We start from the raw sequence: 22,085 nt of genomic DNA, 5'->3' as shown, positions 1-22,085 counted from the left end.
AAGTCCAGCGCCACCTCCATGCCCAGCTCCCGCGCCCGCTGGACGAAGGCGACGAAGTCCTCCAGCGTGCCCAGAGCGGGGTGCACCGCGTCGTGACCGCCCTCGGGCGAGCCGATCGCCCAGGGCACCCCGACATCGTCGGGGCCGGGGGAGAGGGTGTTGTTCTTCCCCTTGCGGAAGGTGGTGCCGATCGGGTGGATCGGCGGCAGGTAGACCACGTCGAAGCCCATCGCCGCGATCGCCGGCAACCGGCGGGCCGCCGTGGCGAACGTGCCGTGCGGCTGCTCGCGCGTGCCCTCGGAGCGCGGGAAGAACTCGTACCAGGAGCCGTACAGCGCCCGCTCCCGCTCCACCAGCAGCGGCAACGGCTCACTGCTGGTCACCAGATCCCGCAGCGGATACCGCGCCAGGACCTCCTCCACCTCCGGCGTCAGCGCCCCCGCCAGACGGGCCGCCGCGGGGCGGTCCTCGTCCCGCAGGGCGTCGACGGCGGAGAGGATCACGTCGCGCAGTCCCTCCTCCTCGGGCACCCCGGCGGCCGCCCGTTCGTACAGACGCGCGCCCTCCTCCAGGACGACGTCCGTGTCCATGCCGGCCGGGATCTTGATCTCGGCGTGGTGACGCCAGGTACCGACCGGGTCCCCCCAAGCCTCGACGGTGAACGTCCACAGGCCGGGTTCCCCGGCGGTGACCGTGGCGCCCCAGCGGTCCGTCCCCGGGGCCAGCTCCCGCAGGGGCGTCCACGGCCCGGGCCGGCCCTCGGGGTCCTTCAGGACGACATTGGCCGCCACGGCGTCGTGCCCCTCCCGGAACACGGTCGCCGAGATCTCGAAGGTCTCGCCGGTGACGGCCTTGGCCGGCCGGCGCCCCTGCTGGACCGCCGGGCGGACGTCGAGGACGGGTATGCGCCCGACGGCGGTCGCGTCGCCCGGTGGTGGTGGCGAGGCCGGCGGACCGGCATCGGCGGGGCGCGCGGGGCGTGCTTCGCCGCCGGGCGCGCGCGCCCCGGTGGTGCGGCGGTTGGGGGGTGCTGGCGAATGGTGCTTGGCGGGCATGACCGCTCCTGTCCGCGTCAACGTGGGTGGGCGGAGGTCTGTGGGGAGGTGGGTCCTGCTTGGTGCTCCTGAGAGGGGTACCCGCAGGAGCCTTCCCACCCTATTCGGGTGGGCAATCCGGCACTTTGTTAACTACTCACGCGTATGTCGACACACAAGACCGGCCTCGTCCGCGACGGACGAGGCCGGCCCCCTGACATGGCTGCTCCTTCGCCCTACTCGCGCGGCACCCGCAGTAACTTGTCCGGCGAACCGACGCCTCGGCCGGAGACCTTCCCGGTCGCCGCTCCGGCCGTCAAAGCCCTCCCGACCTGGGACGGAGTCGCTTTCGGATGATCGTCCAGATACAGCGCGGCCGCGCCCGCGGCGTGCGGGGACGCCATCGAGGTACCCGAAGAGGTGGCCCGCGCGGTGTCGCTCGCGGCGGACGCGGAGGTGATGCCGACGCCCGGGGCGAACAGATCGAGCGCCGGACCGTGGTTGGAGAAGGCCGATTTCGTATCCCCCCGGTCGGTCGCCCCGACCGTGATGGCCTGCTTGACGCTCCCCGGGGAGTACAGGCCGGCCGGCATGCCGTCGTTGCCCGCGGCGACCGTGTACGTGACGCCGGAGGCGATGGAGGCACGGACGGCGGCGTCCAGCCGGTCGTTGCGCGGGCCGCCCAGGCTCAGGTTGGCGACCGCGGGCTTCCTCGCGTGCCGGGTCACCCAGTCGATCCCGGCGATCACCCGGGCCGTGGTGCCCCCGCCCGCGGCGTCGAGGACGCGCACGGAGACGATCCGGGCCCTCTTGGCGACGCCGTGGTCCGTCCCCGCGACCGTGCCGGCGACGTGCGTCCCGTGGCCGTTGGCGTCCGAGGCGACCCGGTCGTTCCCGACGAAGTCCCAGCCGTGGCCCGCCCGGCCGCCGAAGTCCCGGTGCGTGGTCCGGACGCCGGTGTCGATCACGTAGACCGTCACCCCGGCACCGGCCTTCCCGGGCCAGGTGTAGCTCCGGTCCAGCGGCAGCTTCGGCTGGTCGACGCGGTCCAGCCCCCAGGACGGGGGGTTCTTCCGGGTGCCGTCGAGCCGTACGCGGGTGTCCTGGACGACCGAGGCGACCCGGGGGTCGGCGGCCAGCCGCCCGGCCTGTCTCTCGTCCGCGCGGACCGCGTAGCCGTTCAGGACCGTGCCGTAGGTGTGGCTGATCTCCACCCCGTACCGTCCGGCGAGCCCCTTTCCGGCCGCCGACCCGGCAACCGTGCCCTCCCTCAGCGTCACCAGGTAACTTCCGTGCACGGAGCCGGGTGATCCGGCGCCGAGTATCCGCCCCTCCGGTACGGCGTGCGCGGGCAGGGTGGTGGCCGAAAACGCCGCGGCACAGACCGCCGCCACCAGGCCCCCCGTCCGGCGCAGACGCCGCTCGCGCGTCCGAGCCATGGTCCGAGTTCCCCTCCTCGACTCGGCGTACGGCTGCCGCGCGGCGCCGCGTACGGCGGGCACGGGCCGGTTACGCCAGAGGCAGCCTCTCGTGACGTGTGAAGCACCACAAGGACGCCTATGGGTGCGGAATCGGCCATATCCGCGGATGGTGCTGTTCAGGCCGATCGGGCGGCGGGCGGCGGAGCCTCAGCGGTGGAGGCACCGACGCCGGTACTGTCGTAGGAGACGTCGTCGAAGCCCTGCGAAATCCAGCGAACGCGCCGAGGTGGAACCCGTGAAGGCGATCCGTCGATTCACCGTCCGACCCGTTCTCCCCGACCCCCTCCGGCCGATCGGTGATCTGGCCCGCAACCTGCGCTGGTCGTGGCACGCGGAGACCCGTGACCTGTTCCGGTCGGTGGACCCCGAGCGGTGGGCCGCCTCGGGCGGAGACCCCGTCCGGCTGCTCGGCAGCGTGCCGCCCGCGCGCCTCGCGGAGCTGGCCGGGGACGGCCCGTTCCTGCGCCGCCTCGCCGCGGTCGCGGGCGACCTGCACGACTACACGACCGGCGAGCGCTGGTACCAGACCCAGCCCGAGGAACTGCCCGCCGCGATCGCCTACTTCTCGCCCGAGTTCGGCATCACGGCCGCCCTGCCCCAGTACTCCGGGGGCCTCGGCATCCTGGCCGGCGACCACCTCAAGGCGGCCAGCGATCTCGGCGTCCCGCTGATCGGCGTCGGCCTGCTCTACCGGCACGGCTACTTCCGCCAGACCCTGTCCCGGGACGGCTGGCAGCAGGAGCACTACCCCGTCCTCGACCCCAACGAGCTGCCCGTCGTCCAGCTGGAGGAGCCCGACGGCACCCCCGCCCAGGTCGCCCTCGCCCTGCCCGGCGGCAAGCAGCTGCACGCCCGGATCTGGCTGGCGCAGGTCGGCCGGGTCCCGCTGCTGATGCTGGACTCCGACGTCGAGGAGAACGACCTCGGCGAGCGCGGCGTGACCGACCGGCTCTACGGCGGCGGCAGCGAGCACCGGCTGCTCCAGGAGATGCTCCTCGGCATAGGAGGAGTCCGGGCGGTACGGACGTACTGCCGGCTGACCGGCCACCCAGAGCCGGAGGTGTTCCACACCAACGAGGGGCACGCCGGGTTCCTCGGCCTGGAGCGCATCGCCGAACTCTGCGCCGAGGGGCTGGACTTCGACTCCGCGCTGGAGTCGGTGCGCGCCGGCACCGTGTTCACCACCCACACCCCCGTCCCCGCCGGCATCGACCGCTTCGACCGCGAGCTGGTCGCCCGCCACTTCGGCCCCGACGCCGAGCTGCCCCGCATCGACGTCGACCGCGTCCTGCGGCTCGGCATGGAGAGCTACCCCGGCGGTGAGCCCAACCTCTTCAACATGGCCGTGATGGGCCTGCGCCTGGCCCAGCGCGCCAACGGCGTCTCCCTGCTGCACGGGAACGTCAGCCGCGAGATGTTCGCCGGCCTGTGGCCCGGCTTCGACGCCGACGAGGTGCCGATCACGTCGGTGACCAACGGCGTGCACGCGCCCACCTGGGTCGCCCCCGAGGTGTTCCGGCTCGGCGCCCGGCAGATCGGCGACCGGCGTGCCGAGGAGGCGCTGACCGTCGGCGGCTCGGACCGCTGGGACGCGGTCGCCGACATTCCCGACCGGGACATCTTCGAGCTGCGCCGGGTCCTGCGCGAGCAGCTCGTCGAGGAGGTGCGCGAGCGGCTGCGCGCCTCCTGGCGGCAGCGCGGCGCCCACACGGCCGAGCTGGGCTGGATCGACGGCGTCCTCGACCCCGACGTCCTCACGATCGGCTTCGCCCGGCGCGTCCCGTCGTACAAGCGCCTGACGCTGATGCTGCGCGACCGGGACCGGCTGATGGACCTGCTGCTGCACCCCGAGCGGCCCGTCCAGATCGTCGTCGCCGGCAAGGCGCACCCGGCCGACGACGGAGGGAAGCGGCTGGTGCAGGAACTGGTGCGGTTCGCGGACGACCCGCGGGTGCGGCACCGGATCGTGTTCCTGCCGGACTACGGCATGGCGATGGCGCAGAAGCTGTACCCCGGCTGCGACATCTGGCTGAACAACCCGCTCAGGCCGCTGGAGGCCTGCGGCACGTCCGGCATGAAGGCGGCGCTCAACGGCTGTCTCAATCTCTCCGTCCTGGACGGCTGGTGGGACGAGTGGTTCCAGCCCGACTTCGGCTGGGCCATCCCCACGGCCGACGGCACCGGGACCGACCCCGACCACCGCGACGACATAGAGGCCGCGGCGCTGTACGACCTGCTGGAGCAGCGGGTGACGCCCCGCTTCTACGAGCGCGGGCAGAGCGGACTGCCCGACCGGTGGATCGAGATGGTCCGGCACACGCTGAGTCTGCTCGGGCCGAAGGTGCTGGCCGGGCGGATGGTGCGGGAGTACGTGGAGCGGCTCTACGCGCCCGCGGCCCTCTCCCACCGGTCCATGGGGCCGGACGCGGCCCGGGACCTCGCCGAGTGGAAGGACAGGGTGCGGACGGCTTGGCCGGGCGTCACGGTCGACCACGTGGAGACATCGGCGTCCGACGCGCTGGCCGAGCTCGGTACGACGCTGGGGCTGCGCGTACGGGTCGCCCTCGGCGATCTCGGGCCCGACGACGTGGATGTCCAGGTCGTCTCGGGGCGGGTGGACGAGGAGGACCGGATCGGTGACGCGACGGTCGTGCCCCTGAAGCCGGTGGGCTCCGCCGACCAGGAGGGGTGCTGGGTCTACGAAGGGCCCTTGTCGCTGGATCGCACCGGGCCTTTCGGGTACACGGTGCGGATCCTGCCTGCGCATCGGCTGATGGCTTCGAGCGCGGAGCTGGGGCTGGTGGCGGGGCCCAGCGAGGAGCTGGTGGCGGCTGCGGGGCTGTTGATGCGGTGAGTCGCCGTCCGCGGGTGCGTGGGGGGTTGCTCGCGCCCACGCGGCGGAGCCGCACATCGATACAGCCCCGCGCCCCTAGGTGGGCTCGTCACCCTGCGTTGACAAGTTCCGCAGGACGGTGCCGCACCTGCGCGCGTACGCATGCTGGAAGCCTCTGGTCGCCGGGCCGCCCGCCTTCGCGTACCACTTGGCGGCCCGGCTGAACGCGTTCACCGTCAGCCAGACCGTGCCGTCTCCCGTGCGGTCGACGACGAAGGACTCCTCGCCGGTCTCCGGGTGGCCGGGCAGGGTGCCGTAGGCCCAGCCCGCCCGGCGGGGTTCCTCGACCGTCCAGACCACGCGGCAGGGGGCCTTGATCATGCCGGCCAGGGTGACCGTGACGTCCACGCCGGGGGCGGCGCGGTCCGCGGTCGCGTCGATTCCCACGCCCATCGCACGGTGCATCTCCCAGGTGAGGACGGCCTCCGAGGCGCGGCGGAAGACCTCCTCGCCCTCGCCGAGACGGGTGCGTACGTTCATGGGACGGAAGCCCGGCGGGCAGAAGCCCTGGTCGCGGGTGGCGCCGACGTCGGCGTAGGTGAAGTCCTGCGGTTCCGGATGAGACACGGTCACCAAGAGTAGGGCGGTACCCGGAGCTGCCTTCGTTCCGGGTACCGCCCTTCGGTCATGCCGCGGTCAGCCGACGTTGACGGCGGACCAGGCGGACGCGACCGCCTTGTACTCGGTGCTGCTCGCTCCGTACAGCGCCGAGGCCGCGTTCAGGGTCGCCGTGCGGGCGGCCGCGTACTTGGTCGTCGACGTCATGTACGTCGTCAGCGCCTTGTACCAGATCTGCAGCGCCTTGGTCCGGCCGATGCCGGTGACCGTGGAGCCGTTGGACGTCGGCGAGTCGTAGGCCACGCCGTTGATGGTCTTCTTCCCGCTGCCCTCGGACAGCAGGTAGAAGAAGTGGTTGGCGGGGCCGGAGGAGTAGTGGACGTCCAGGCCGCCGAGGCTGGAGGACCAGCTGTCCTTGGACGAGCCGTCCTTGCTGGGCTTGTCCATGTGGCGCAGCGGGCTGCCGTCGCCGTTGATGTCGATCTCCTCGCCGATGAGGTAGTCACCGACGTCCGAGGAGTTGTTCGCGAAGAACTCCGCGCCCGCGCCGAAGATGTCGGAGGTGGCCTCGTTCAGGCCGCCCGACTCGCCGCTGTAGTTGAGACCGGCCGTGGCCGACGTCAGACCGTGGCTCATCTCGTGCGCGGCCACGTCGAGCGAGGTGAGCGGGTGGGTGTTGCCCGAGCCGTCGCCGTAGGTCATGCAGAAGCAGCTGTCCGACCAGAAGGCGTTGACGTAGTTGTTGCCGTAGTGGACGCGCGAGTAGGCGGCCTTGCCGTCGTTGCGGATGCCGCTGCGGCCGAAGGCGCTCTTGTAGAAGTCCCAGGTGACCTGGGCGCCGTAGTGGGCGTCGGCGGCGGCGGTCTCCGGGTTGGACGGGTTGCCGGTGCCCCAGACGTCGTCCGGGCCGGAGAAGAGGGTGCCGGTGCCGGAGGTGCCGCGGTTCAGGTTGTACGTCCTGTGGCCGCCGCGTGTTCCGTCGGTCAGGTTGTACGCCGACCCGGACTTGGTGGTGGTGAGGTCGACCTTGCCGCTGTACGTGGTGGTGCCGGTGCCGGTCTCGACGGCCTGGTACTCGTACAGCTTCCTGCCGCTGGCGGCGTCGGTGACGACGTGGAGTTCGTTCGGGGTGCCGTCCTCCTGGAGGCCGCCGACGACCGTCTCGTAGGCGAGGGTGGGCTTGCCGTCGGCCGCCCAGATCACTTTGCGGGGCGCGGAGTTCGCCTCGGTCTTCTCCGAGCCGGCCGCCTTGGCGAGGGTCACGGCCTGCTTCTCCGCCTTGGCCGCGGAGACGGCCGGCTTGAGCGAGGCGACCTCGAGGGTGGCCTTCGTGGCTCTGGTGACGCCCTTGTTCGCGCCGGACTTCGACTCGTGCACGACGAGGTCGCCGCCGAGGACCGGCAGGCCCGCGTAGGTGCGCTCGTAGCGGGTGTGGACGGTGCCGTCGGCGTCCTTCACGACGTCCTTGACGACCAGCTTCTCCTGGGCGCCGAGGCCTATCTCGTCCGCGGTCCGCGTGGCGTCCGCCTGCTGCTCCTGGATGAGCGCGGTGCGGGCGGGCGCGGAGAGAAGGACGGGGGCGGCGGCGAGTGCCGGCTTGCCCGCGGAGTCCGCGGCGACGCTGCTGCCGGGGGTCAGTCCGGTGGTGAGCAGGGCACCGGCGGCGACGGCGGTGGCGATGGCCAGCGTGGCGCGCCTGTGACGCGCGTAGAGAGGGGAGGTCACACGAGCTCCTAGGTGTGGGGGAAGCGCTGGGGTGCTGTGCGGCGTGGGGGAAGAGTGGCACTTGAGACGCGTACATGTCAGGAGTGGCCGTGATGTTGGCCGGAACTCGACGACGAGATGTACGCGAGCGCATGTGAAACGGACGCCGCCCCGGGGGATTCGAACCCACCGGGGCGACGCCCTGACTTGAGAGGCCTAGGGGCCTGTGATCAACGGGCCGAGGGGCCCGCCGTCTACGGGAACGTCAGCTTCCAGCTGTTGATGTAGCCGGTGTCGATCGCCGCGTTGTCCTGTACTCGCAGCTTCCAGACGCCGTTGGCCACCTCGGAGGAGGCGTTCACCGTGTAGGTGGTGTTCAGGTTGTCCGCGCTTCCGCCGGTGCCGTAGCCCTTCAGCGTGTACGCCGTGCCGTCGGGGGCGACCAGATCCACCTTGAGGTCACCGATGTAGGTGTGGACGATGTCCACCGCGACCTGGAGGTTGGACGGGGCGTTGCCGGTCCGGCCGGAGACGGTGACCGACGAGGTGACCGCCGCGCCCCGGTCCGGGATCGCCACGTCGGCGGTGTTCTCGAAGGACGTGCCGCCGCCGCCTCCGTCGCCGGGCCGGGTGCCGACGTTGATGCCCGCCCACGCGTGCTGGACCGCCTTGTACTCGGCGCTGTCGGTGCCGTAGAGCTCACCGGTGGCCGCGAGGGTGCCGGTGCGGGCACCCGCGTAGTTGGTGGTCGAGGTGAACTTCGTGGTGAGCGCGCGGAACCAGATCTTCTCCGCCTTGTCCCGGCCGATGCCGGTGACCGGAAGGCCGTCCGAGGTGGACGAGTTGTACGTGACACCGTTGATGGTCTTGGTGCCGCTGCCCTCGCTCAGCAGGTAGAAGAAGTGGTTCGCGGGGCCCGACGAGTAGTGCACGTCGATCGAGCCGATGCCCGAGTACCAGCTGTCCTTGGACGAGCCGTCCTTGCTCGGCTTGTCCATGTAGCGCAACGGCGTGCCGTCGCCGTTGATGTCGATCTCCTCGCCGATGAGGTAGTCACCGACGTCGGAGGAGTTGTTCGCGTAGAACTCGACCGTCGCGCCGAAGATGTCCGAGGTCGCCTCGTTCAGACCGCCGGACTCGCCGCTGTAGTTGAGGCCGGCGGTGTTCGAGGTGAGCCCGTGGGTCATCTCGTGCGCGGCCACGTCGATCGACGTCAGCGGGTTCGCGTTGCCCGAGCCGTCGCCGTAGGTCATGCAGAAGCAGCTGTCCGACCAGAAGGCGTTGACGTAGTTGTTGCCGTAGTGGACCCGGGAGTACGCGCCCACGCCGTCGCCGCGGATACCGGAGCGGCCGTGCACGTTCTTGTAGTAGTCCCAGGTGAGGGCGGCACCGTAGTGCGCGTCGGCGCCCGCGGACTCCAGGTTGGACGGGGTGCCGTTGCCCCACACGTCGTCCGGACCGGAGAACAGGGTGCCGGTGCCGGAGGTGCCGCGGTTGAGGTTGTACGTCTTGTGGTTGCCGCGGGCGCCGTCGGTGAGGTTGTACGTCGACCCGGACTGGGTGGTGGTGAGGTCGACCGTGCCGGAGTACACCGTGTTGCCGGTGCCGGTCTCGATCGCCTCCCACTCGAAGAGTTTCTCGCCGGTGGTGGCGTCGGTGACGACGTGCAGTTCCTGCGGGGTGCCGTCGTGCTGGAAGCCGCCGACCACCGTCTCGTAGGCCACGACCGGCTTGCCGCTCGCGGCCCAGATCACCTTGCGGGGCGCGCGGTTGATGCCGGCGTCCTTGGCCTCGTCGGCCGCACCGGCCTTCAGGGCCTGCTGCCGGGCCTTCGCGGCGGACACCGCGGCCTTCGTCGTGGCCGGCTTGATGGCGGCGCGGGTGGCCTTCACGACGGCCGCGGTGGCGTCCGCCTTCGTGCTCTCGACGACCAGGTCACCGCCGAGGACCGGCAGGCCGTCGTAGGTGCGCTCGTAGCGCGTGTGCACGGTGCCGTCGCGGTCCTTGAGGACGTCGCGGACGACCAGCTTCTCCTTGGCGCCCAGGCCCAGGTCCTTCGCGGTCTGCGCCTTGCCGGCGTCGGCTTCCCGGATCAGCGCGGCGCGCTGGGCGGGGGTGAGCCTGACCGACTCGGAGCCGGGATTCGCCTTGCTCGCGGCCGACGGTGCCTTCTCCGGGGCTGCGGTGGCGGTGCCGCCCTGGACGGCGGCGGCGATCAGCGCGGCGACGCCGGCGAGGGCCACGACCGCGGTGCGACGGGGGGTGTGGGGAGTGCGTCTGTGGGAGGTGCCTCTTCGCGAGGAACTGCTTCTCAACACTGACTCCTTCTGCGGGACCGGGGGTCGCCCGGCCTGGGGAGGTGGAGGTGTTGCTGTGGGGTTCCTGTGGAGCAGTCGTGGGAAGCGTGGCAGGGGACCGCGCTTTCTGTCAGGACCGCGTCAATACAATGGCCGGAAACGGTTCGTTGACCGGAAGTTCATGTTCGCTATACGGACGCATAGGAGTGCTTTGGAGATCGGTTTCACGCCCGACAGGCGCAGCGACATCGGAGCCGGCTGGGCGCAGGCCTGGCAGGCCGGCCGGGTCGACCTGGCAGCTCTCAGCGCGACGGATCTGCGCTATGGATTCTTCGACTACCCGGTCGACTTCATCGTGGACGGTCACGCTTTCCTCGCGGCCTCCCGGACCCCCTTGGTCGACATGATGTTCACTCTGGGGCTCTCGCTGCACGGCCTGCGGACCGCGGGGTCGGCAGAGATCGACTTCACGGAGAACAGCTACGTCATCCGGCTGGAACGCGCGGGCGATCAGGTGCGGTTCACCGCTTCGTACGGCGCTCCGACGCCGTCTCCCCGCTGCTCGCTCGACGCGTACACCTCCGCGGTCCGGTCCTTCGTCGCCGACGGTCTGGAGTACCTGGAACGGCACCATCCGGCCCTGGCCCGGAACCCGGCGATGAAGGAACCGCGCGAACTGGCGGGCATCTGAGGGGCGGCCCCGCCCTACGCCAGACTGTCCCGCCACGCCCGGTGCAGATCGGCGAACCTGCCCGTGCCCGCGATGAGTTCGGACGGTTCGCCGTCCTCCACGATGCGGCCGTGCTCCATCACCAGGACCCGGTCCGCGATCTCGACGGTCGACAGCCGGTGCGCGATGACCACGGCCGTACGGCCCTTCAGCACCGTCGCCATGGCCCGCTGCACCGCACGCTCGCCCGGGACGTCCAGTGAGCTGGTCGCCTCGTCGAGGATCAGCACGGCCGGGTCGGCCAGCAACGCCCGGGCGAACGCCACCAGTTGCCGCTGCCCGGCGGAGATGCGGCCGCCGCGCTTGCGTACGTCGGTGTCGTAGCCGTCGGGCAGGGCGCTGATGAAGTCGTGCGCGCCGATCTCCTTGGCGGCCTGCTCGATCTCCTCGCGGGTGGCGTCCGGGCGGCCGATCGCGATGTTGTCGGCGACCGTGCCGGAGAACAGGAACGCCTCCTGCGTCACCATGACCACCCCGCGCCGCAGCTCGGGCACGGCGAGGTCGCGCAGGTCGACGCCGTCCAGCAGCACCCGGCCGCCGGAGGGGTCGTAGAACCGCGCCAGCAGCTTGGCCAGGGTCGACTTGCCGGCGCCCGTGGAGCCCACGACCGCGACCGTCTGCCCGGCCGGAACGGTGAGGTCGAACGCGGGCAGCACCTCGCCGCCCGTGCGGTAGCCGAAGCGGACGCCGTCGAAGACCACCTCGCGGCCGGGGTGCTCGCCTTCGAGCGGCGGGAGCTGCCGGGGGGTGGCCGGTTCGGGAACCGACGGGACCTGGGCCAGCAGACCGGCGATCTTCTCCAGCGAGGCCGCCGCCGACTGGTAGGAGTTCAGGAACATCCCGAGCCGGTCGATGGGGTCGTACAGCCGCCGCAGGTACAGGACCGCGGCCGCCAGCACGCCGAGGGCCAGGGTGCCGTCCGCGACCCGGTAGCCGCCCCACAGCACGATCGAGGCGACGGCGGTGTTGGCGACCAGCCGCGAGCCGGTGACGTAGCGGGCCATCTCCAGCAGCGCATCGCCGTTGACCCGTTCGTGCCGGCTGTTGAGCACGCCGAAGTCCGTGTCGTTGGCGGCCTCGCGGCGGAAGGCGCGCACCGGCCGGATGCCGTTCATCGTCTCGACGAACTTGACGATGACGGCCGCGATGGCCGTCGACCGCGCCCGGTACACCCGGGCGGCCCGCCGCCGGTACCACCGCACGAGCGCGTACAGCGGCACCAGGGACGCCACCGCCACGCCCCCGAGACCCAGGTCGAGCCAGAGCAGCATCGCCGAGATGTAGACGAAGGAGAGGATGACCGTCACGAGCTCGTGGAGGCCCTCGTCCAGCAGTTCGCGCAGCGACTCCACGTCCGCCGTGGAACGGGAGATGAGCCGGCCCGAGGTGTAGCGCTCGTGGAAGTCGACGCTCAGCGCCTGCGCGTGGCGGAAGATCCGGCCGCGCAGGTCGAGCAGCACGTCCTGGCTGACCCGGGCCGCGGCGGCGACGAACGCGAACTGCAGCCCGCCCGCGGCCAGCGCGCACCCCAGATAGCCGACGCCCACCGCGATCAGCGGCCCGTGGTCCTGCGCGCGGAACGCCGGTACGGCACGGTCGATGGCGTACGCCACCAGCAGCGGGCCCGCCTGCACGACCGCCTGCTGGAGCAGCAGCAGGAAAGTGGTGACCGCGACCCGGGCCTTCATGGGCGCGAGCAGGGTACGCAGCAGGGCTCCGGTGGCGCCCGGCGGAGCGGGCAGGACGTCCCGGTCGAAGGGGTCGCCGGTCGCGGCCAACGGGTCGTCGGGCTGACGGCCGGGCCGGTCGTCGGGCTTGTTGCCGGCCGGTGCGCCGGTGGCCGCCGTCATCGTGCGCCCTCCTCTTCCCCTGACATCAGATGCGCGTACTCGGCGTTCGTGCGCAGCAGTTCGTGGTGGGTGCCGACCGCGGCGATCCGGCCGCCGGACAGCAGCGCGACACGGTCGGCGAGCAGCACGGTGGAGGGGCGGTGCGCCACGATCAGTGCGGTGGTGTCCGCGAGGACCTGCCGCAGGGCGGCCTCCACGGCGGCCTCGGTGTGCACGTCCAGGGCCGACAGCGGGTCGTCCAGGACGAGGAACTCCGGCTGCGCGACGACGGCCCGGGCGAGCGCGAGGCGCTGGCGCTGACCGCCGGAGAGGCTGAGGCCCTGCTCGCCCACCGGTGTCTTTGTCCCCTGGGGCAGGGAACGCACGAAGCCGGCTTGGGCGACGTCGAGCGCGCGCTCCAGGTCGGCCTGGCCGGCGGTGTCCTTCGCCCCCATGAGCACGTTGTCGCCCACCGAGGCGGAGAACAGCGTGGGCTCTTCGAAGGCCACGGCGACCTTGGCGCGCAGCGCCTGTCTGGACAGGTCGGTGATGTCGACGCCGTCGAGGGTGATGCGGCCCGACGTCACCTCGTACAGGCGGGGGATGAGCGCGGTGAGGGTGGTCTTCCCGCTTCCCGTGGCGCCGACCAGCGCCATGGACTCGCCCGGACGGATGTGCAGGTCGATGTGCTGGAGGACGGGCGGGCTGTCGGCCGGCGCGTCGGGGTAGCGGAACCGGACGTCGTGGAAACGGATTCCCCTGTCCCGGACCTGCCCGGTGCCGGTGCCGGTGCCCTGATCCGGGGCGCCGGCAGGCCTCTCCGCGGCCCCCTCCACCTCCGCGTCCATCACCTCGAAGTACCGCTCCGTCGCCGTCGCCGCCTCCTGGCTCATCGCCAGCAGGAAACCGATCGACTCCACCGGCCACCGCAACGCCAGCGCCGTCGACAGGAAGGCCACCAGCGTCCCCGCCGACAGAACACCGTCGGCCACCTGGACGACCCCCACCACCAGCGCCGCCCCGATCGCCACCTCCGGCAGCGCCACGATGACGCCCCAGATCGTCGCCAGCAGCCGCGCCTTGCGCAGTTCCGTGCCGCGCAGCGTCTTCGACAGGTCCCGGAACGCCCGCTCCTGGCTCCGGTGGCGGCCGAAGCCCTTGATGATGCGGATGCCGAGCACGCTCTCCTCGACGACCGTCGTCAGGTCGCCGACCTGGTCCTGGGCGCGCCGGGCCAGCTGCGCGTAGCGCCTCTCGAAGATCACGCACGTGACCAGGACGGGGACGGCGGGCCCGAGGATGACCAGCCCCAGCGTCCAGTCCTGGAGCAGCATGATGATCACGCCGACCAGGATCGTCACCCCGTTGACCAGGAGGAACGTCAGCGGAAACGCGAGGAACATGCGCAGCAGCATCAGGTCCGTCGTCCCCCGGGAGAGCAACTGCCCCGAGGCCCACCGGTCGTGGAAGGCCACCGGCAGCCGCTGGAGGTGCCGGTACAGCGCCGCCCGCATCGACGCCTCGACGTGCGAGAGCGGCCGGGCCACCAGCCACCGCCGCAGTCCGAACAGCAGGGCCTCCGTGAAGCCCAGCAGCAGCAGGCACAGCGCGCCGAGCCACACGCCCGCCGGGTCCCGGTCGGCGATCGGCCCGTCCACCATCCACTTCAGGGCGAGCGGGATCACCAGACCCACGCAGGAGGCGACGATCGCGACCAGCGCGGCACTCAACAGCCGCGCCCGCACGGGCCGTACATAGGGCCACAGGCGCAACAGCGTACGCACGGCGGAACGGTCCTGGGCGGGGGCTGGTGAAGTGGCCATCAGCAGCGAGCCTACGGATCGCCACTGACACCGCCCACCGAGTTTCCGCCGGACCCGGACCGGTCCTCGGTTCTACGGCCTGGGGGTTCGACCGGTCGTACGGCCGCACCGGCCGGGTCGTAGGCCGGCATCAACCGATCGGCTGATGTCCGTTCGAGCGCGACGGCCGATGCGGCGGACCCGGCCCCGCCGGGACCCTCTTCGTATGCCGACCGAACCCGTCATCGAAGTCACCGACCTGCGCAAGAGCTACGCCGGCCGTCCCGCCGTCGACGGCGTCTCCTTCACCGTCGAGGAAGGGGAGATCTTCGGCATTCTCGGCCCGAACGGCGCCGGGAAGACCACCACCGTCGAATGCGTCGAGGGGCTGCGCGTGCCCGACTCCGGCCGCGTCCGCGTCACCGGCCTCGACCCCGCCGCCGACCACGAGCGGGTCGCCCGGGTCCTGGGCGCCCAGCTCCAGGAGAGTCAGCTCCAGCCGAAACTCACCGTCCGCGAGGCGCTGGAGCTGTACGCCGCCTTCTACCCGGCCCCCGCCGACTGGCGCCCCCTGGCCGAACGGCTCGGGCTGGAGGACACGTTGTCCACCCGGTTCGCCAAGCTCTCCGGCGGCCAGAAGCAACGCCTGTTCATCGCGCTCGCCCTGATCGGCGACCCCAGGGTCGTGGTGCTCGACGAGCTCACCACCGGCCTCGACCCGCGTGCCCGCCGCGACACCTGGCAGCTCATCGAGGACGTCCGCGCCCGGGGCGTCACCGTGCTGCTCGTCACCCACTTCATGGAGGAGGCGCAGCGGCTGTGCGACCGCATCGCGGTGATCGACCGGGGACGGGTGGCCGCTCTGGACACCCCGGCCGGGCTGATCCGCCGCTCCGCGGGCGCCACCGTCATCAGCTTCACCCCGTCCGGGCCGCTGGACGACCGTGAGCTAGGCGGGCGCGACCGGCTACCTGCTGAAGGACGCCCCGCGCGAGGAGCTGTTCACGGCGGTCCGGGCGGCGTCGGAGGGCCGCACGGTCCTCTCCCCGGCGGTGGCCTCCCGCCTGGTCTCCGCGGTCCGTACGCCCAGGGCCCCCGGCAACGAGCCGCTCTCCGCCCGGGAACGCGAGGTCCTGGCCCTGGTGGCCAAGGGCACCTCCAACCGCGAGATCGCCCGCGAACTGTTCATCAGCGAGGCGACCGTGAAGACCCACCTCACCCATCTCTACGCCAAGCTCGGCGTCAAGGACCGCGCGGCGGCGGTGGCGGTGGCCTACGACCGGGGGATCCTCGGCTAGGGCCCCGTCGTGCACGGCAGGCCTCGGTGCCACGCCGCCGGATGGCCCATCCCACCGATTCGTCACCTTTCACCCCTAATCTGCGCGATATGAATAAATGTCATATCGCGCCACTGGCATGCGCGGCGGCGCTGCTCGGGACGGGCCTCGGCGCCGCCGCGCCGACCGCCGCACACTCGGTTCATCTGGTGAGACCGGGGGAGTCGATCCAGAACGCGGTCGACTCCGCCCGGCCGGGCGACACCGTTCTGCTCGCCCACGGCACCCACCGCGGGAGCGTCAGCGTGCGCACGCCCGGACTCACCCTGCGCGGCATGGGCCACGGCACGGTGCTCCGGCCGCAGGCGGCCCCGGGCGCCGCGACCCCACCCGACACCGGGAGGGCCGCCGGCAGCTGCGCCGCGGCCGGCAACGGCATCTGCGTCGAGGGCACGCGGGACCACGGCGTCGACGGTGTCACCATCGCCTCCCTGACCGTGACCGGCTTCCGCAAGGCCGGCGTCTACGCCCACGAGGCCGACAGGCTGACCGTGCAGAAGGTCGAAGCGGTCGGCAACGGGGTGTGGGGCATCGCCACGGAGCAGTCGGTCCGCGGGACGTTCCGCGGCAACACCGCCCGGGACAACGGCGACGCGGGCCTGTTCCTCGCCAACACGGTCACGGCGGAGCAGGGTGCCATGGACACCGGGGGAACGGTCGTCGAGCGCAACCGGCTGGAGGGCAACCGCATCGGCGTCACCGTCCGCCGGCTGCGCAACCTGACCGTCTCGGACAACCACCTCACGGGCAACTGCGCGGGGCTGTTCGTCGTCGGCGACGAGAACAAGCCGAAGGCCGGCCGGGTGACCGTGCGCGAGAACCGCATCGAACGCAACAACAAGTCCTGCCCGAAGACCGCCCGGCTGGACGCCCTTCAGGGTTCCGGCATCGTCCTTACGGGCACCGAGGACAACCTGATCACCCGCAACGTGATCAGGAACAACGTCGGCTCGTCCCCGCTGTCGGGCGGCATCGTCGTGTTCAAGAGCTTCGTCGGCACGACCAGCGAACGGAACCGGGTCAGCGACAACCTGCTTCAGGGCAACGCTCCGGCGGACCTGGTCAACACGGACCCGGGCCAGGGCAACACGTTCCAGGGCAACACCTGCCGGCTGTCCCAGCCCGCCGGCCTGTGCTGACCCCCCACCGTTGACGCGATCGAAGTAGGAAGGCGGCACATGACGACCACCCAGCCCGCGCCTCCGCCGTCCATGCGGCTGCGGGAACTCGCCTTCGGGGCGGCGTGCGCCGCCGCCCTGCGCGCGGCCGCCCGTCTGGGCGTCGCCGACGCCCTCGGTGACGAGCCCATGGCCGCGGAGGACATCGCGGCCGCGGTGAAGACCGAACCCGGACCGCTGCGACGGCTCCTGCGAGCCCTGTCCTGCCACGGCGTCTTCGCGGAACGCCCGGACGGGACCTTCGCGCACACCGACGTCTCCCGGCTGCTGCGCGAGGACGACCCCCACAGCCTGCGCGCCATCACCCTGTGGTGCACCGAGCCCTGGACCTGGGACGTCTGGCCGAAGCTGGACGAGGCGGTGCGCACCGGCCGGAACGTGGTGGAGGGCCTGTACGGCAAGGAGTTCTTCCCCTACCTCAACGAGGACGCCCCGGAGTCCGCCGACGTCTTCAACCGCGCCATGACGACCTCCAGCGCGCAGTCGGCGCAGGACGTCGCCGCGTTCCTCGACCTCACGGGATGCACCTCGGTGGCCGACATCGGCGGCGGTCAGGGGCACGTCGTGGCGAGCCTGCTGGACAAGTACCCGGACATGCGCGGGACGCTGCTCGACCTTCCCCGGGTGGTGGAGAACGCCGTCCCGAGACTGCGCACGGGCGGCGACCTCGCCCACCGCGCGCACGTCGTGCCCGGTGACGTCCGGACGGCCGTCCCGGTGAAGGCCGACGCCTACGTCATCAAGAACATCCTGGAGTGGGACGACGAGAGCACCGCCCGCACGTTGCACAACGTCCGCGACGCCGGCGGCCCCGGGACGCGCGTGGTGGTCATCGAGAACCTCGTCGACGACTCGCCGTCGATGCGGTTCAGCACCGCGATGGACCTGCTGCTGCTCCTCAACGTCGGCGGGGCGAAGCACACCCGGCAGAGCATGGTGGACCGGCTCACCGAGGCCGGCCTGGTCATCGACGACATCAGCCCGGTCAATCCCTATCTGCACGCGTTCGACTGCCACATCCCCGGCTGATCCGACCGCGTTCCGGGGACCCGGCGATCCCGGCACTCCCCGATGCGGACAGACGAACGGCCGCCGGGTCCGCGACGCTGCGGACCCGGCGGCCGTCCGGTGCCGGTGGCGGTCAGCCGGCCGGTTCGCGCTCCCAGAGGTAGAAGCGCTGCGCCATGGCGTCCTTCGGGGAGCGCCAGGTCGCGGGGTCGTACGCGCTGACGTACGCGGCCAGCCGCTCGCTGACGTCCCGGAACTCGGGATGGCCGGTGACCTTGGCGATGGCCGGGCCGGGCTCGCGCTCGGCCTCGATCAGGTGCAGGTACACATCGCCGAACTGGAAGAGGCTGCGCCGGGTCACACCGACGAGGTGCGGCAGCTCCCCCCGGTCGGACTCCTCGAACACCTTGGCGATGTCGGGCGCCGACCCGGGGGCCATGCGGGCGACGATCAGGGCTTGGTGCATGGGGCTGTTCTCCGTCCGGCTCAGTCGGTCAGACCGGCACTCGCACCGCGCTCCGCGGCGATCTTCTCGACGCGGTCGCGGATCAGGGCCATCTGCACCTTGGAATTCCGGTTGATGTTGTCCGTCATCCACGCGTCGTCGACCGGCGCGTCCGGCTTCATCGCGAAGTCCTGCGTCCACACCATCCGCGTGCCGGCCGGGACCTCCTCGTACCGCCAGTGGATGTCCATGTGGGCGAAAGGACCCGTCTCGACCCGCCGGGCCTTGACGGTGAGTGTCTCGCGGTCCGGCTCGCGCTCGGAGACCCAGCTCCACACGGTGCCGTTCTCGTCGGGGTGCATCGTCAGCCGGAAGGTCGTCCGGTGACCCTCCCGGGAGAGGATCTCGACGGAGGCGTACTCGCTGAACAGCTGCGGCCAGTTCTCCAGGTCGTTGGTCACCTCCCAGACCACGTCCACCGGCGCGGCGATGGTGATCTCGTTCTGCGTGTGTCCGGCCATGTCACGCTCCTGCCAGGAGGGCACCGTTGACGAGGTCGAGGAACTGCCGGGGCGTCTTGGAGCGTTCGGCGTCCGTCGGCATCGGAGTGCCGTACCGGTTCTCCAGCTCGCCCACGATGCCCAGCAGTCCCAGCGAGTCGACGCCGAGGCTTTCGAAGGCGGTCTCGTCGCGGCGGAGTTCCTCCGGGGTGACGGTGACGCCGGTGCACTTCTTCATGAGTTCGGACAGCTCTTCCACCGAGATGCGGTCAGTCATGCCATTCCCTTCCTTGCCGGTTCCACGGCGCCTCACGACGAGGCGTCGGTGGCGCCGTGCCGCAGCACCAGCGCCGAGTTCGACCCCATGAGCCCGCGGCTCAGCACCAGCGCCGTGCGTACCTCGGCGGTACGGGCCCGGCCTGTCACGAGGTCGAGGTCGTGGCAGATGTCGAAGACGTTGGGGGTGGGCGGGATCAGACCGTGCTCCATCGAGAGCACCGCGGCCGCGGCGTCCATCAGCGGCGCCGCGCAGTAGCCCCGGCCGATCCCCGTCTTGGGCGCGGTGACGGGCACCCGGGTGCCGTGGGCCCCGAGAGCGTCGGCGATGGCCAGGGCCTCGGCCCGGTCCGCCTCCGGCACGCCGAGGGCGTCGGCGAACACCACGTCGATCTCCTCGGGGGCGCAGCCGGCTTCCGCCAGAGCGCCCCGGACGGCCTGGGCGAGTCCCTCCCGGGACTCCTCCCAGCGGGAGGCCCCCGTGAAGGTCGCCGCGTGCCCGGCCAGATGGGCCCGCACGGGGGCGCCCCGCTCCCGGGCCGTGCTCTCCGCCTCCACCACGACCATGGCGCCCCCCTCGGCGGGAACGAACCCGCAGGCCCCGGATGTGAACGGGCGGTAGGCACGGGTCGGGTCGTCGACCGTGCTGAGTTCCTCGTAGCCGAGCTGGCAGACCACCGAGTAGGGCGCGATCGGAGCCTCCGTCGCCCCGGCCACGATCACATCCGTGCCGCGCCGCACGGCTCGTGCCGCGTGCGCGAGGGCGTCCAGGCCGCCGGCCTCGTCGGCGGCGACGACCGAGCAGGGGCCCTTGAAGCCGCGGCGGATGGAGATCTGGCCGGTGCTGGCGGCGTAGAACCAGGCGATGGACTGGTACGGGCCGACGAAGCGACTGCCCTTGCCCCACAACTGCTGGAGCTCGCGCTGCCCGAACTCGCCGCCGCCGGAACCGGCCGCGGTGACCACACCCACGGAGAACGGCACCTCGTCGGTCACGGACCGGGGGAGCCGGGCGTCGTCCAGCGCGAGGTCGGCCGCGGCCATCGCGAAGTGCGTGAACCGGTCGGTCTGGACCAGGAAGCGCTCCTCGACGGCCGCCGCCGGGTCGAAGTCGCGCACCTGGCCCGCGACCCGCAGCGGCAGCTGCTCACAGCCCTCCCGGGTGACGCGGTCCAGGACGCTGATGCCCTCCTTGGTGGACTTCCAGAAGGTCTCGGTGCTGGATCCGTTCGGCGCGACCACACCGATGCCCGTGACGGCCGCGCGGGGGCGGGGTTCGCTCATCGTGACGTCTCCCTCGGCCGGTTCATGACCACCGCGGACTGGAAGCCACCGAACCCGCTGCCCACCGAGAGCACGCTGTCGAGCTTGCGCTCACGGGCCTCGCGGGGGACGTAGTCCAGGTCGCACTCGGGGTCGGGGGTCTCGTAGTTCGCGGTCGGCGGCACCACCTGGTGCGTCAGGGCCAGCACACAGGCGACGAGTTCGATCGCTCCGATGGCGCCCAGGGAGTGGCCCACCATCGACTTGATCGAACTCATGGGCGTTTCGTAGGCGTGCGGCCCCAGGACCCGTTTGACCGCGGCGGTCTCGTGGCGGTCGTTCTGCTTGGTGCCCGAGCCGTGCGCGTTGACGTAGTCGATCGCGGTGGGGTCGAGCCGCGCGTGGTCGAGGGCGTCGTCGATGGCGCGGGCCATCTCCACGCCCTCGCTGGTGAGGCCGGTCATGTGGTAGGCGTTGCCGAAGGTGGCGTAGCCGCCCAGTTCGCAGTACACGCGCGCGCCGCGGGCCCTGGCGTGTTCGAGCTCCTCCAGGACGAGCACGGCGCCGCCCTCGCCCATGACGAATCCGTCGCGGTCGGCGTCGAAGGGACGCGAGGCGTGGGCCGGGTCGTCGTTGTTCGGGGAGGTGGCCTTGATCGCGTCGAAGCAGGCCATGGTGATCGGGGAGATCGGCGAGTCCGAGGCGCCGGCTATGCAGATGTCAGCCCGGCCTTCCTCCACGGTGTGGAAGGCGTAGCCGACCGCGTCGAGCCCGGAGGTGCAGCCCGTGGACACGGTCTGGACCGGGCCGCGCGCCCCGAACCGCTCCGCCACCGTCGAGGCGAGCGCGCCGGGCGTGAACGCCCGGTGCAGGTCGGGGCCCGCTTCCCGGTGGTCCACGTCCCAGCGCTGCCCGCCGTGGCTGACCAGGACGTAGTCGTGCTCCAGCCGGGTGGTGCCGCCGACCGCGGTGCCGAGCGAGACGCCGACCCGCCAGGGGTCCTCGGCGGCGAGGTCGAGACCGGCGTCCCGTACCGCTTCGTCACCCGCGACCATGGCGAACTGGATGTAACGGTCACTGCGTTCCACGTCCCGCGGGCCCAGGCCGTGGGCGGCGGGGTCGAAGTCGCACTCGGCGGCGATCCGCGACCGCAGGCCGGACGGGTCGAAGAACGTGATGGCCCGTGTCGCGGTGCGCCCGGCCGCCAGGAGATCCCAGAACGCCGGTACGCCTATGCCTCCGGGAGCGACGATACCTATGCCGGTGACCGCCACTCGCCTGCTCATGAGTGGACCTGACGTCGTGCGGCCGCCTCCGCTCCCACCACCGCGGACTCGGCGTCGGTCTCCTCGGTGTCGACGTGGCCCAGCGGCGGACTCGGCGCCAGGGGACCGAGGTGGAAGACCAGCCGGGCCTCCTCCGTGCCGACATTGCGGAAGCGGTGGCGCATGTTGACGGGGATCAGCAGCCCCTGCTCGGGACGGAGCGGGTGCGGCTCGCCGTCCAGGTCCACCTCGAGCTGCCCGCACACCACGTACACGAACTCCTCGGAGTACGGGTGGTAGTGCTCACCGATGCGGTCACCGGGTTCGATGAGCGCCACGCCCATGAATCCACTGGTGGCGCCCACCGCGGCCGGGGTGAGCATGGCGCGCAGGTCACCGCCTCGGCGGCGGTTGGGCTCGACGTCGCTCAGGCTCACGATGTTGGGACGAGATGTGATCACGCGTTCCTCCGTTGAGGTGCTGCG

The 22,085-nt window shown here is 71.7% G+C and carries 17 protein-coding genes and 2 pseudogenes; 6 read left to right on the top strand and 13 right to left on the bottom strand.

The window, feature by feature from the left end; translation table 11 throughout:
- Both AB0E85_RS26135 and AB0E85_RS26130 read right to left on the bottom strand, forming a co-directional pair.
- Positions 1 to 1,055 (bottom strand): maltotransferase domain-containing protein (locus AB0E85_RS26135; RefSeq protein WP_361931698.1); only part of this gene is annotated, 1,055 nt, incomplete at its 3' end.
- A 215-nt stretch (positions 1,056 to 1,270) separates the two neighbouring features.
- Positions 1,271 to 2,473, bottom strand: a complete 1,203-nt coding sequence (locus tag AB0E85_RS26130) for a S8 family peptidase (protein WP_361931696.1) — start codon at positions 2,471 to 2,473, stop codon at positions 1,271 to 1,273.
- Positions 2,474 to 2,750: 277 nt separating this feature from the next.
- On the opposite strand from AB0E85_RS26130, the gene AB0E85_RS26125 reads away from it, so the two are divergent.
- Positions 2,751 to 5,369 carry a glycosyltransferase family 1 protein gene (locus tag AB0E85_RS26125; RefSeq protein ID WP_361931693.1) on the top strand — a complete coding sequence of 873 codons (2,619 nt, stop codon included), beginning with the start codon at positions 2,751 to 2,753 and terminating at the stop codon, positions 5,367 to 5,369.
- A 75-nt stretch (positions 5,370 to 5,444) separates the two neighbouring features.
- Here the strand turns inward: AB0E85_RS26125 and AB0E85_RS26120 are convergent, their stop codons facing one another.
- The 3 genes from AB0E85_RS26120 to AB0E85_RS26110 all read right to left on the bottom strand — a co-directional run bounded on the left by AB0E85_RS26120 (position 5,445) and on the right by AB0E85_RS26110 (position 9,985).
- A complete protein-coding gene (locus AB0E85_RS26120) occupies positions 5,445 to 5,981 on the bottom strand; it encodes a DUF1990 domain-containing protein (protein ID WP_361931691.1) in 537 nt (178 codons plus the stop codon).
- 63 nt (positions 5,982 to 6,044) lie between these two features.
- Positions 6,045 to 7,691 carry a M4 family metallopeptidase gene (locus tag AB0E85_RS26115; protein ID WP_361931688.1) on the bottom strand — a complete coding sequence of 549 codons (1,647 nt, stop codon included), beginning with the start codon at positions 7,689 to 7,691 and terminating at the stop codon, positions 6,045 to 6,047.
- A gap of 233 nt (positions 7,692 to 7,924) precedes the next feature.
- Positions 7,925 to 9,985, bottom strand: a complete 2,061-nt coding sequence (locus AB0E85_RS26110) for a M4 family metallopeptidase (RefSeq protein WP_361931685.1) — start codon at positions 9,983 to 9,985, stop codon at positions 7,925 to 7,927.
- Positions 9,986 to 10,178: 193 nt separating this feature from the next.
- On the opposite strand from AB0E85_RS26110, the gene AB0E85_RS26105 reads away from it, so the two are divergent.
- On the top strand, positions 10,179 to 10,658 hold the full coding sequence (locus AB0E85_RS26105) for a hypothetical protein (RefSeq protein ID WP_361931683.1): 480 nt from the start codon (positions 10,179 to 10,181) through the stop codon (positions 10,656 to 10,658).
- Between the two features lie 14 nt (positions 10,659 to 10,672).
- Here AB0E85_RS26105 and AB0E85_RS26100 read toward each other — a convergent pair whose 3' ends face one another.
- On the bottom strand, positions 10,673 to 12,547 hold the full coding sequence (locus AB0E85_RS26100) for an ABC transporter ATP-binding protein (protein ID WP_361931680.1): 1,875 nt from the start codon (positions 12,545 to 12,547) through the stop codon (positions 10,673 to 10,675).
- Positions 12,544 to 14,349: an ABC transporter ATP-binding protein gene (locus AB0E85_RS26095; protein WP_361931677.1), complete on the bottom strand. Its 1,806-nt coding sequence runs from the start codon at positions 14,347 to 14,349 to the stop codon at positions 12,544 to 12,546. Before AB0E85_RS26095 ends, AB0E85_RS26100 begins: the two co-directional genes overlap by 4 nt.
- A 205-nt stretch (positions 14,350 to 14,554) precedes the next feature.
- Here AB0E85_RS26095 and AB0E85_RS26090 point away from each other — a divergent pair.
- The 4 genes and pseudogenes from AB0E85_RS26090 to AB0E85_RS26075 form a co-directional block, all read left to right on the top strand.
- Positions 14,555 to 15,280 (top strand): annotated as a pseudogene (locus AB0E85_RS26090) (ABC transporter ATP-binding protein); the annotation flags it as partial.
- Position 15,281: 1 nt separating this feature from the next.
- Positions 15,282 to 15,626: pseudogene (locus AB0E85_RS26085) on the top strand (response regulator transcription factor); the annotation flags it as partial.
- An 89-nt stretch (positions 15,627 to 15,715) separates the two neighbouring features.
- Complete coding sequence (locus AB0E85_RS26080; RefSeq protein ID WP_361931703.1) at positions 15,716 to 16,804, top strand: right-handed parallel beta-helix repeat-containing protein; 1,089 nt, start codon at positions 15,716 to 15,718, stop codon at positions 16,802 to 16,804.
- Positions 16,805 to 16,843: 39 nt separating this feature from the next.
- Positions 16,844 to 17,872, top strand: a complete 1,029-nt coding sequence (locus AB0E85_RS26075; RefSeq protein WP_361931675.1) for a methyltransferase — start codon at positions 16,844 to 16,846, stop codon at positions 17,870 to 17,872.
- Positions 17,873 to 17,984: 112 nt separating this feature from the next.
- Here AB0E85_RS26075 and AB0E85_RS26070 read toward each other — a convergent pair whose 3' ends face one another.
- The 6 genes from AB0E85_RS26070 to AB0E85_RS26045 are packed head-to-tail and all read right to left on the bottom strand — an operon-like array spanning position 17,985 to position 22,061.
- On the bottom strand, positions 17,985 to 18,317 hold the full coding sequence (locus AB0E85_RS26070) for a TcmI family type II polyketide cyclase (protein WP_361931673.1): 333 nt from the start codon (positions 18,315 to 18,317) through the stop codon (positions 17,985 to 17,987).
- A 20-nt stretch (positions 18,318 to 18,337) separates the two neighbouring features.
- A complete protein-coding gene (locus AB0E85_RS26065; protein ID WP_361931670.1) occupies positions 18,338 to 18,817 on the bottom strand; it encodes an SRPBCC family protein in 480 nt (159 codons plus the stop codon).
- A 1-nt stretch (position 18,818) separates the two neighbouring features.
- Positions 18,819 to 19,073 carry an acyl carrier protein gene (locus AB0E85_RS26060; RefSeq protein ID WP_361931668.1) on the bottom strand — a complete coding sequence of 85 codons (255 nt, stop codon included), beginning with the start codon at positions 19,071 to 19,073 and terminating at the stop codon, positions 18,819 to 18,821.
- A 32-nt stretch (positions 19,074 to 19,105) separates the two neighbouring features.
- Positions 19,106 to 20,356 carry a ketosynthase chain-length factor gene (locus AB0E85_RS26055; RefSeq protein ID WP_361931665.1) on the bottom strand — a complete coding sequence of 417 codons (1,251 nt, stop codon included), beginning with the start codon at positions 20,354 to 20,356 and terminating at the stop codon, positions 19,106 to 19,108.
- Positions 20,353 to 21,621 carry a beta-ketoacyl-[acyl-carrier-protein] synthase family protein gene (locus tag AB0E85_RS26050; RefSeq protein WP_361931662.1) on the bottom strand — a complete coding sequence of 423 codons (1,269 nt, stop codon included), beginning with the start codon at positions 21,619 to 21,621 and terminating at the stop codon, positions 20,353 to 20,355. The genes AB0E85_RS26055 and AB0E85_RS26050 overlap by 4 nt, the downstream gene beginning before the upstream one ends.
- Positions 21,618 to 22,061, bottom strand: coding sequence for a cupin domain-containing protein (locus AB0E85_RS26045; protein ID WP_361931659.1), 444 nt, complete (start codon positions 22,059 to 22,061; stop codon positions 21,618 to 21,620). The genes AB0E85_RS26050 and AB0E85_RS26045 overlap by 4 nt, the downstream gene beginning before the upstream one ends.
- Between the last annotated feature and the right edge of the window lie 24 nt (positions 22,062 to 22,085).

The organism is Streptomyces sp. NPDC029044 (genome assembly GCF_040637495.1).
Taxonomy (GTDB): Bacteria; Actinomycetota; Actinomycetes; order Streptomycetales; family Streptomycetaceae; genus Streptomyces.
This window is presented reverse-complemented; position numbering and strand designations above follow the sequence as displayed.

Bases quoted from the DNA above. Each gene is read 5' to 3' on its own strand.
- AB0E85_RS26130 (WP_361931696.1), bottom strand. From the start codon at position 2,473: ATGGCTCGGACGCGCGAGCGGCGTCTGCGCCGGACGGGGGGCCTGGTG.
- AB0E85_RS26100 (WP_361931680.1), bottom strand. From the start codon at position 12,547: ATGACGGCGGCCACCGGCGCACCGGCCGGCAACAAGCCCGACGACCGG.
- AB0E85_RS26095 (WP_361931677.1), bottom strand. From the start codon at position 14,349: ATGGCCACTTCACCAGCCCCCGCCCAGGACCGTTCCGCCGTGCGTACG.
- AB0E85_RS26080 (WP_361931703.1), top strand. From the start codon at position 15,716: ATGAATAAATGTCATATCGCGCCACTGGCATGCGCGGCGGCGCTGCTC.
- AB0E85_RS26075 (WP_361931675.1), top strand. From the start codon at position 16,844: ATGACGACCACCCAGCCCGCGCCTCCGCCGTCCATGCGGCTGCGGGAA.
- AB0E85_RS26070 (WP_361931673.1), bottom strand. From the start codon at position 18,317: ATGCACCAAGCCCTGATCGTCGCCCGCATGGCCCCCGGGTCGGCGCCC.
- AB0E85_RS26065 (WP_361931670.1), bottom strand. From the start codon at position 18,817: ATGGCCGGACACACGCAGAACGAGATCACCATCGCCGCGCCGGTGGAC.
- AB0E85_RS26060 (WP_361931668.1), bottom strand. From the start codon at position 19,073: ATGACTGACCGCATCTCGGTGGAAGAGCTGTCCGAACTCATGAAGAAG.
- AB0E85_RS26055 (WP_361931665.1), bottom strand. From the start codon at position 20,356: ATGAGCGAACCCCGCCCCCGCGCGGCCGTCACGGGCATCGGTGTGGTC.
- AB0E85_RS26050 (WP_361931662.1), bottom strand. From the start codon at position 21,621: ATGAGCAGGCGAGTGGCGGTCACCGGCATAGGTATCGTCGCTCCCGGA.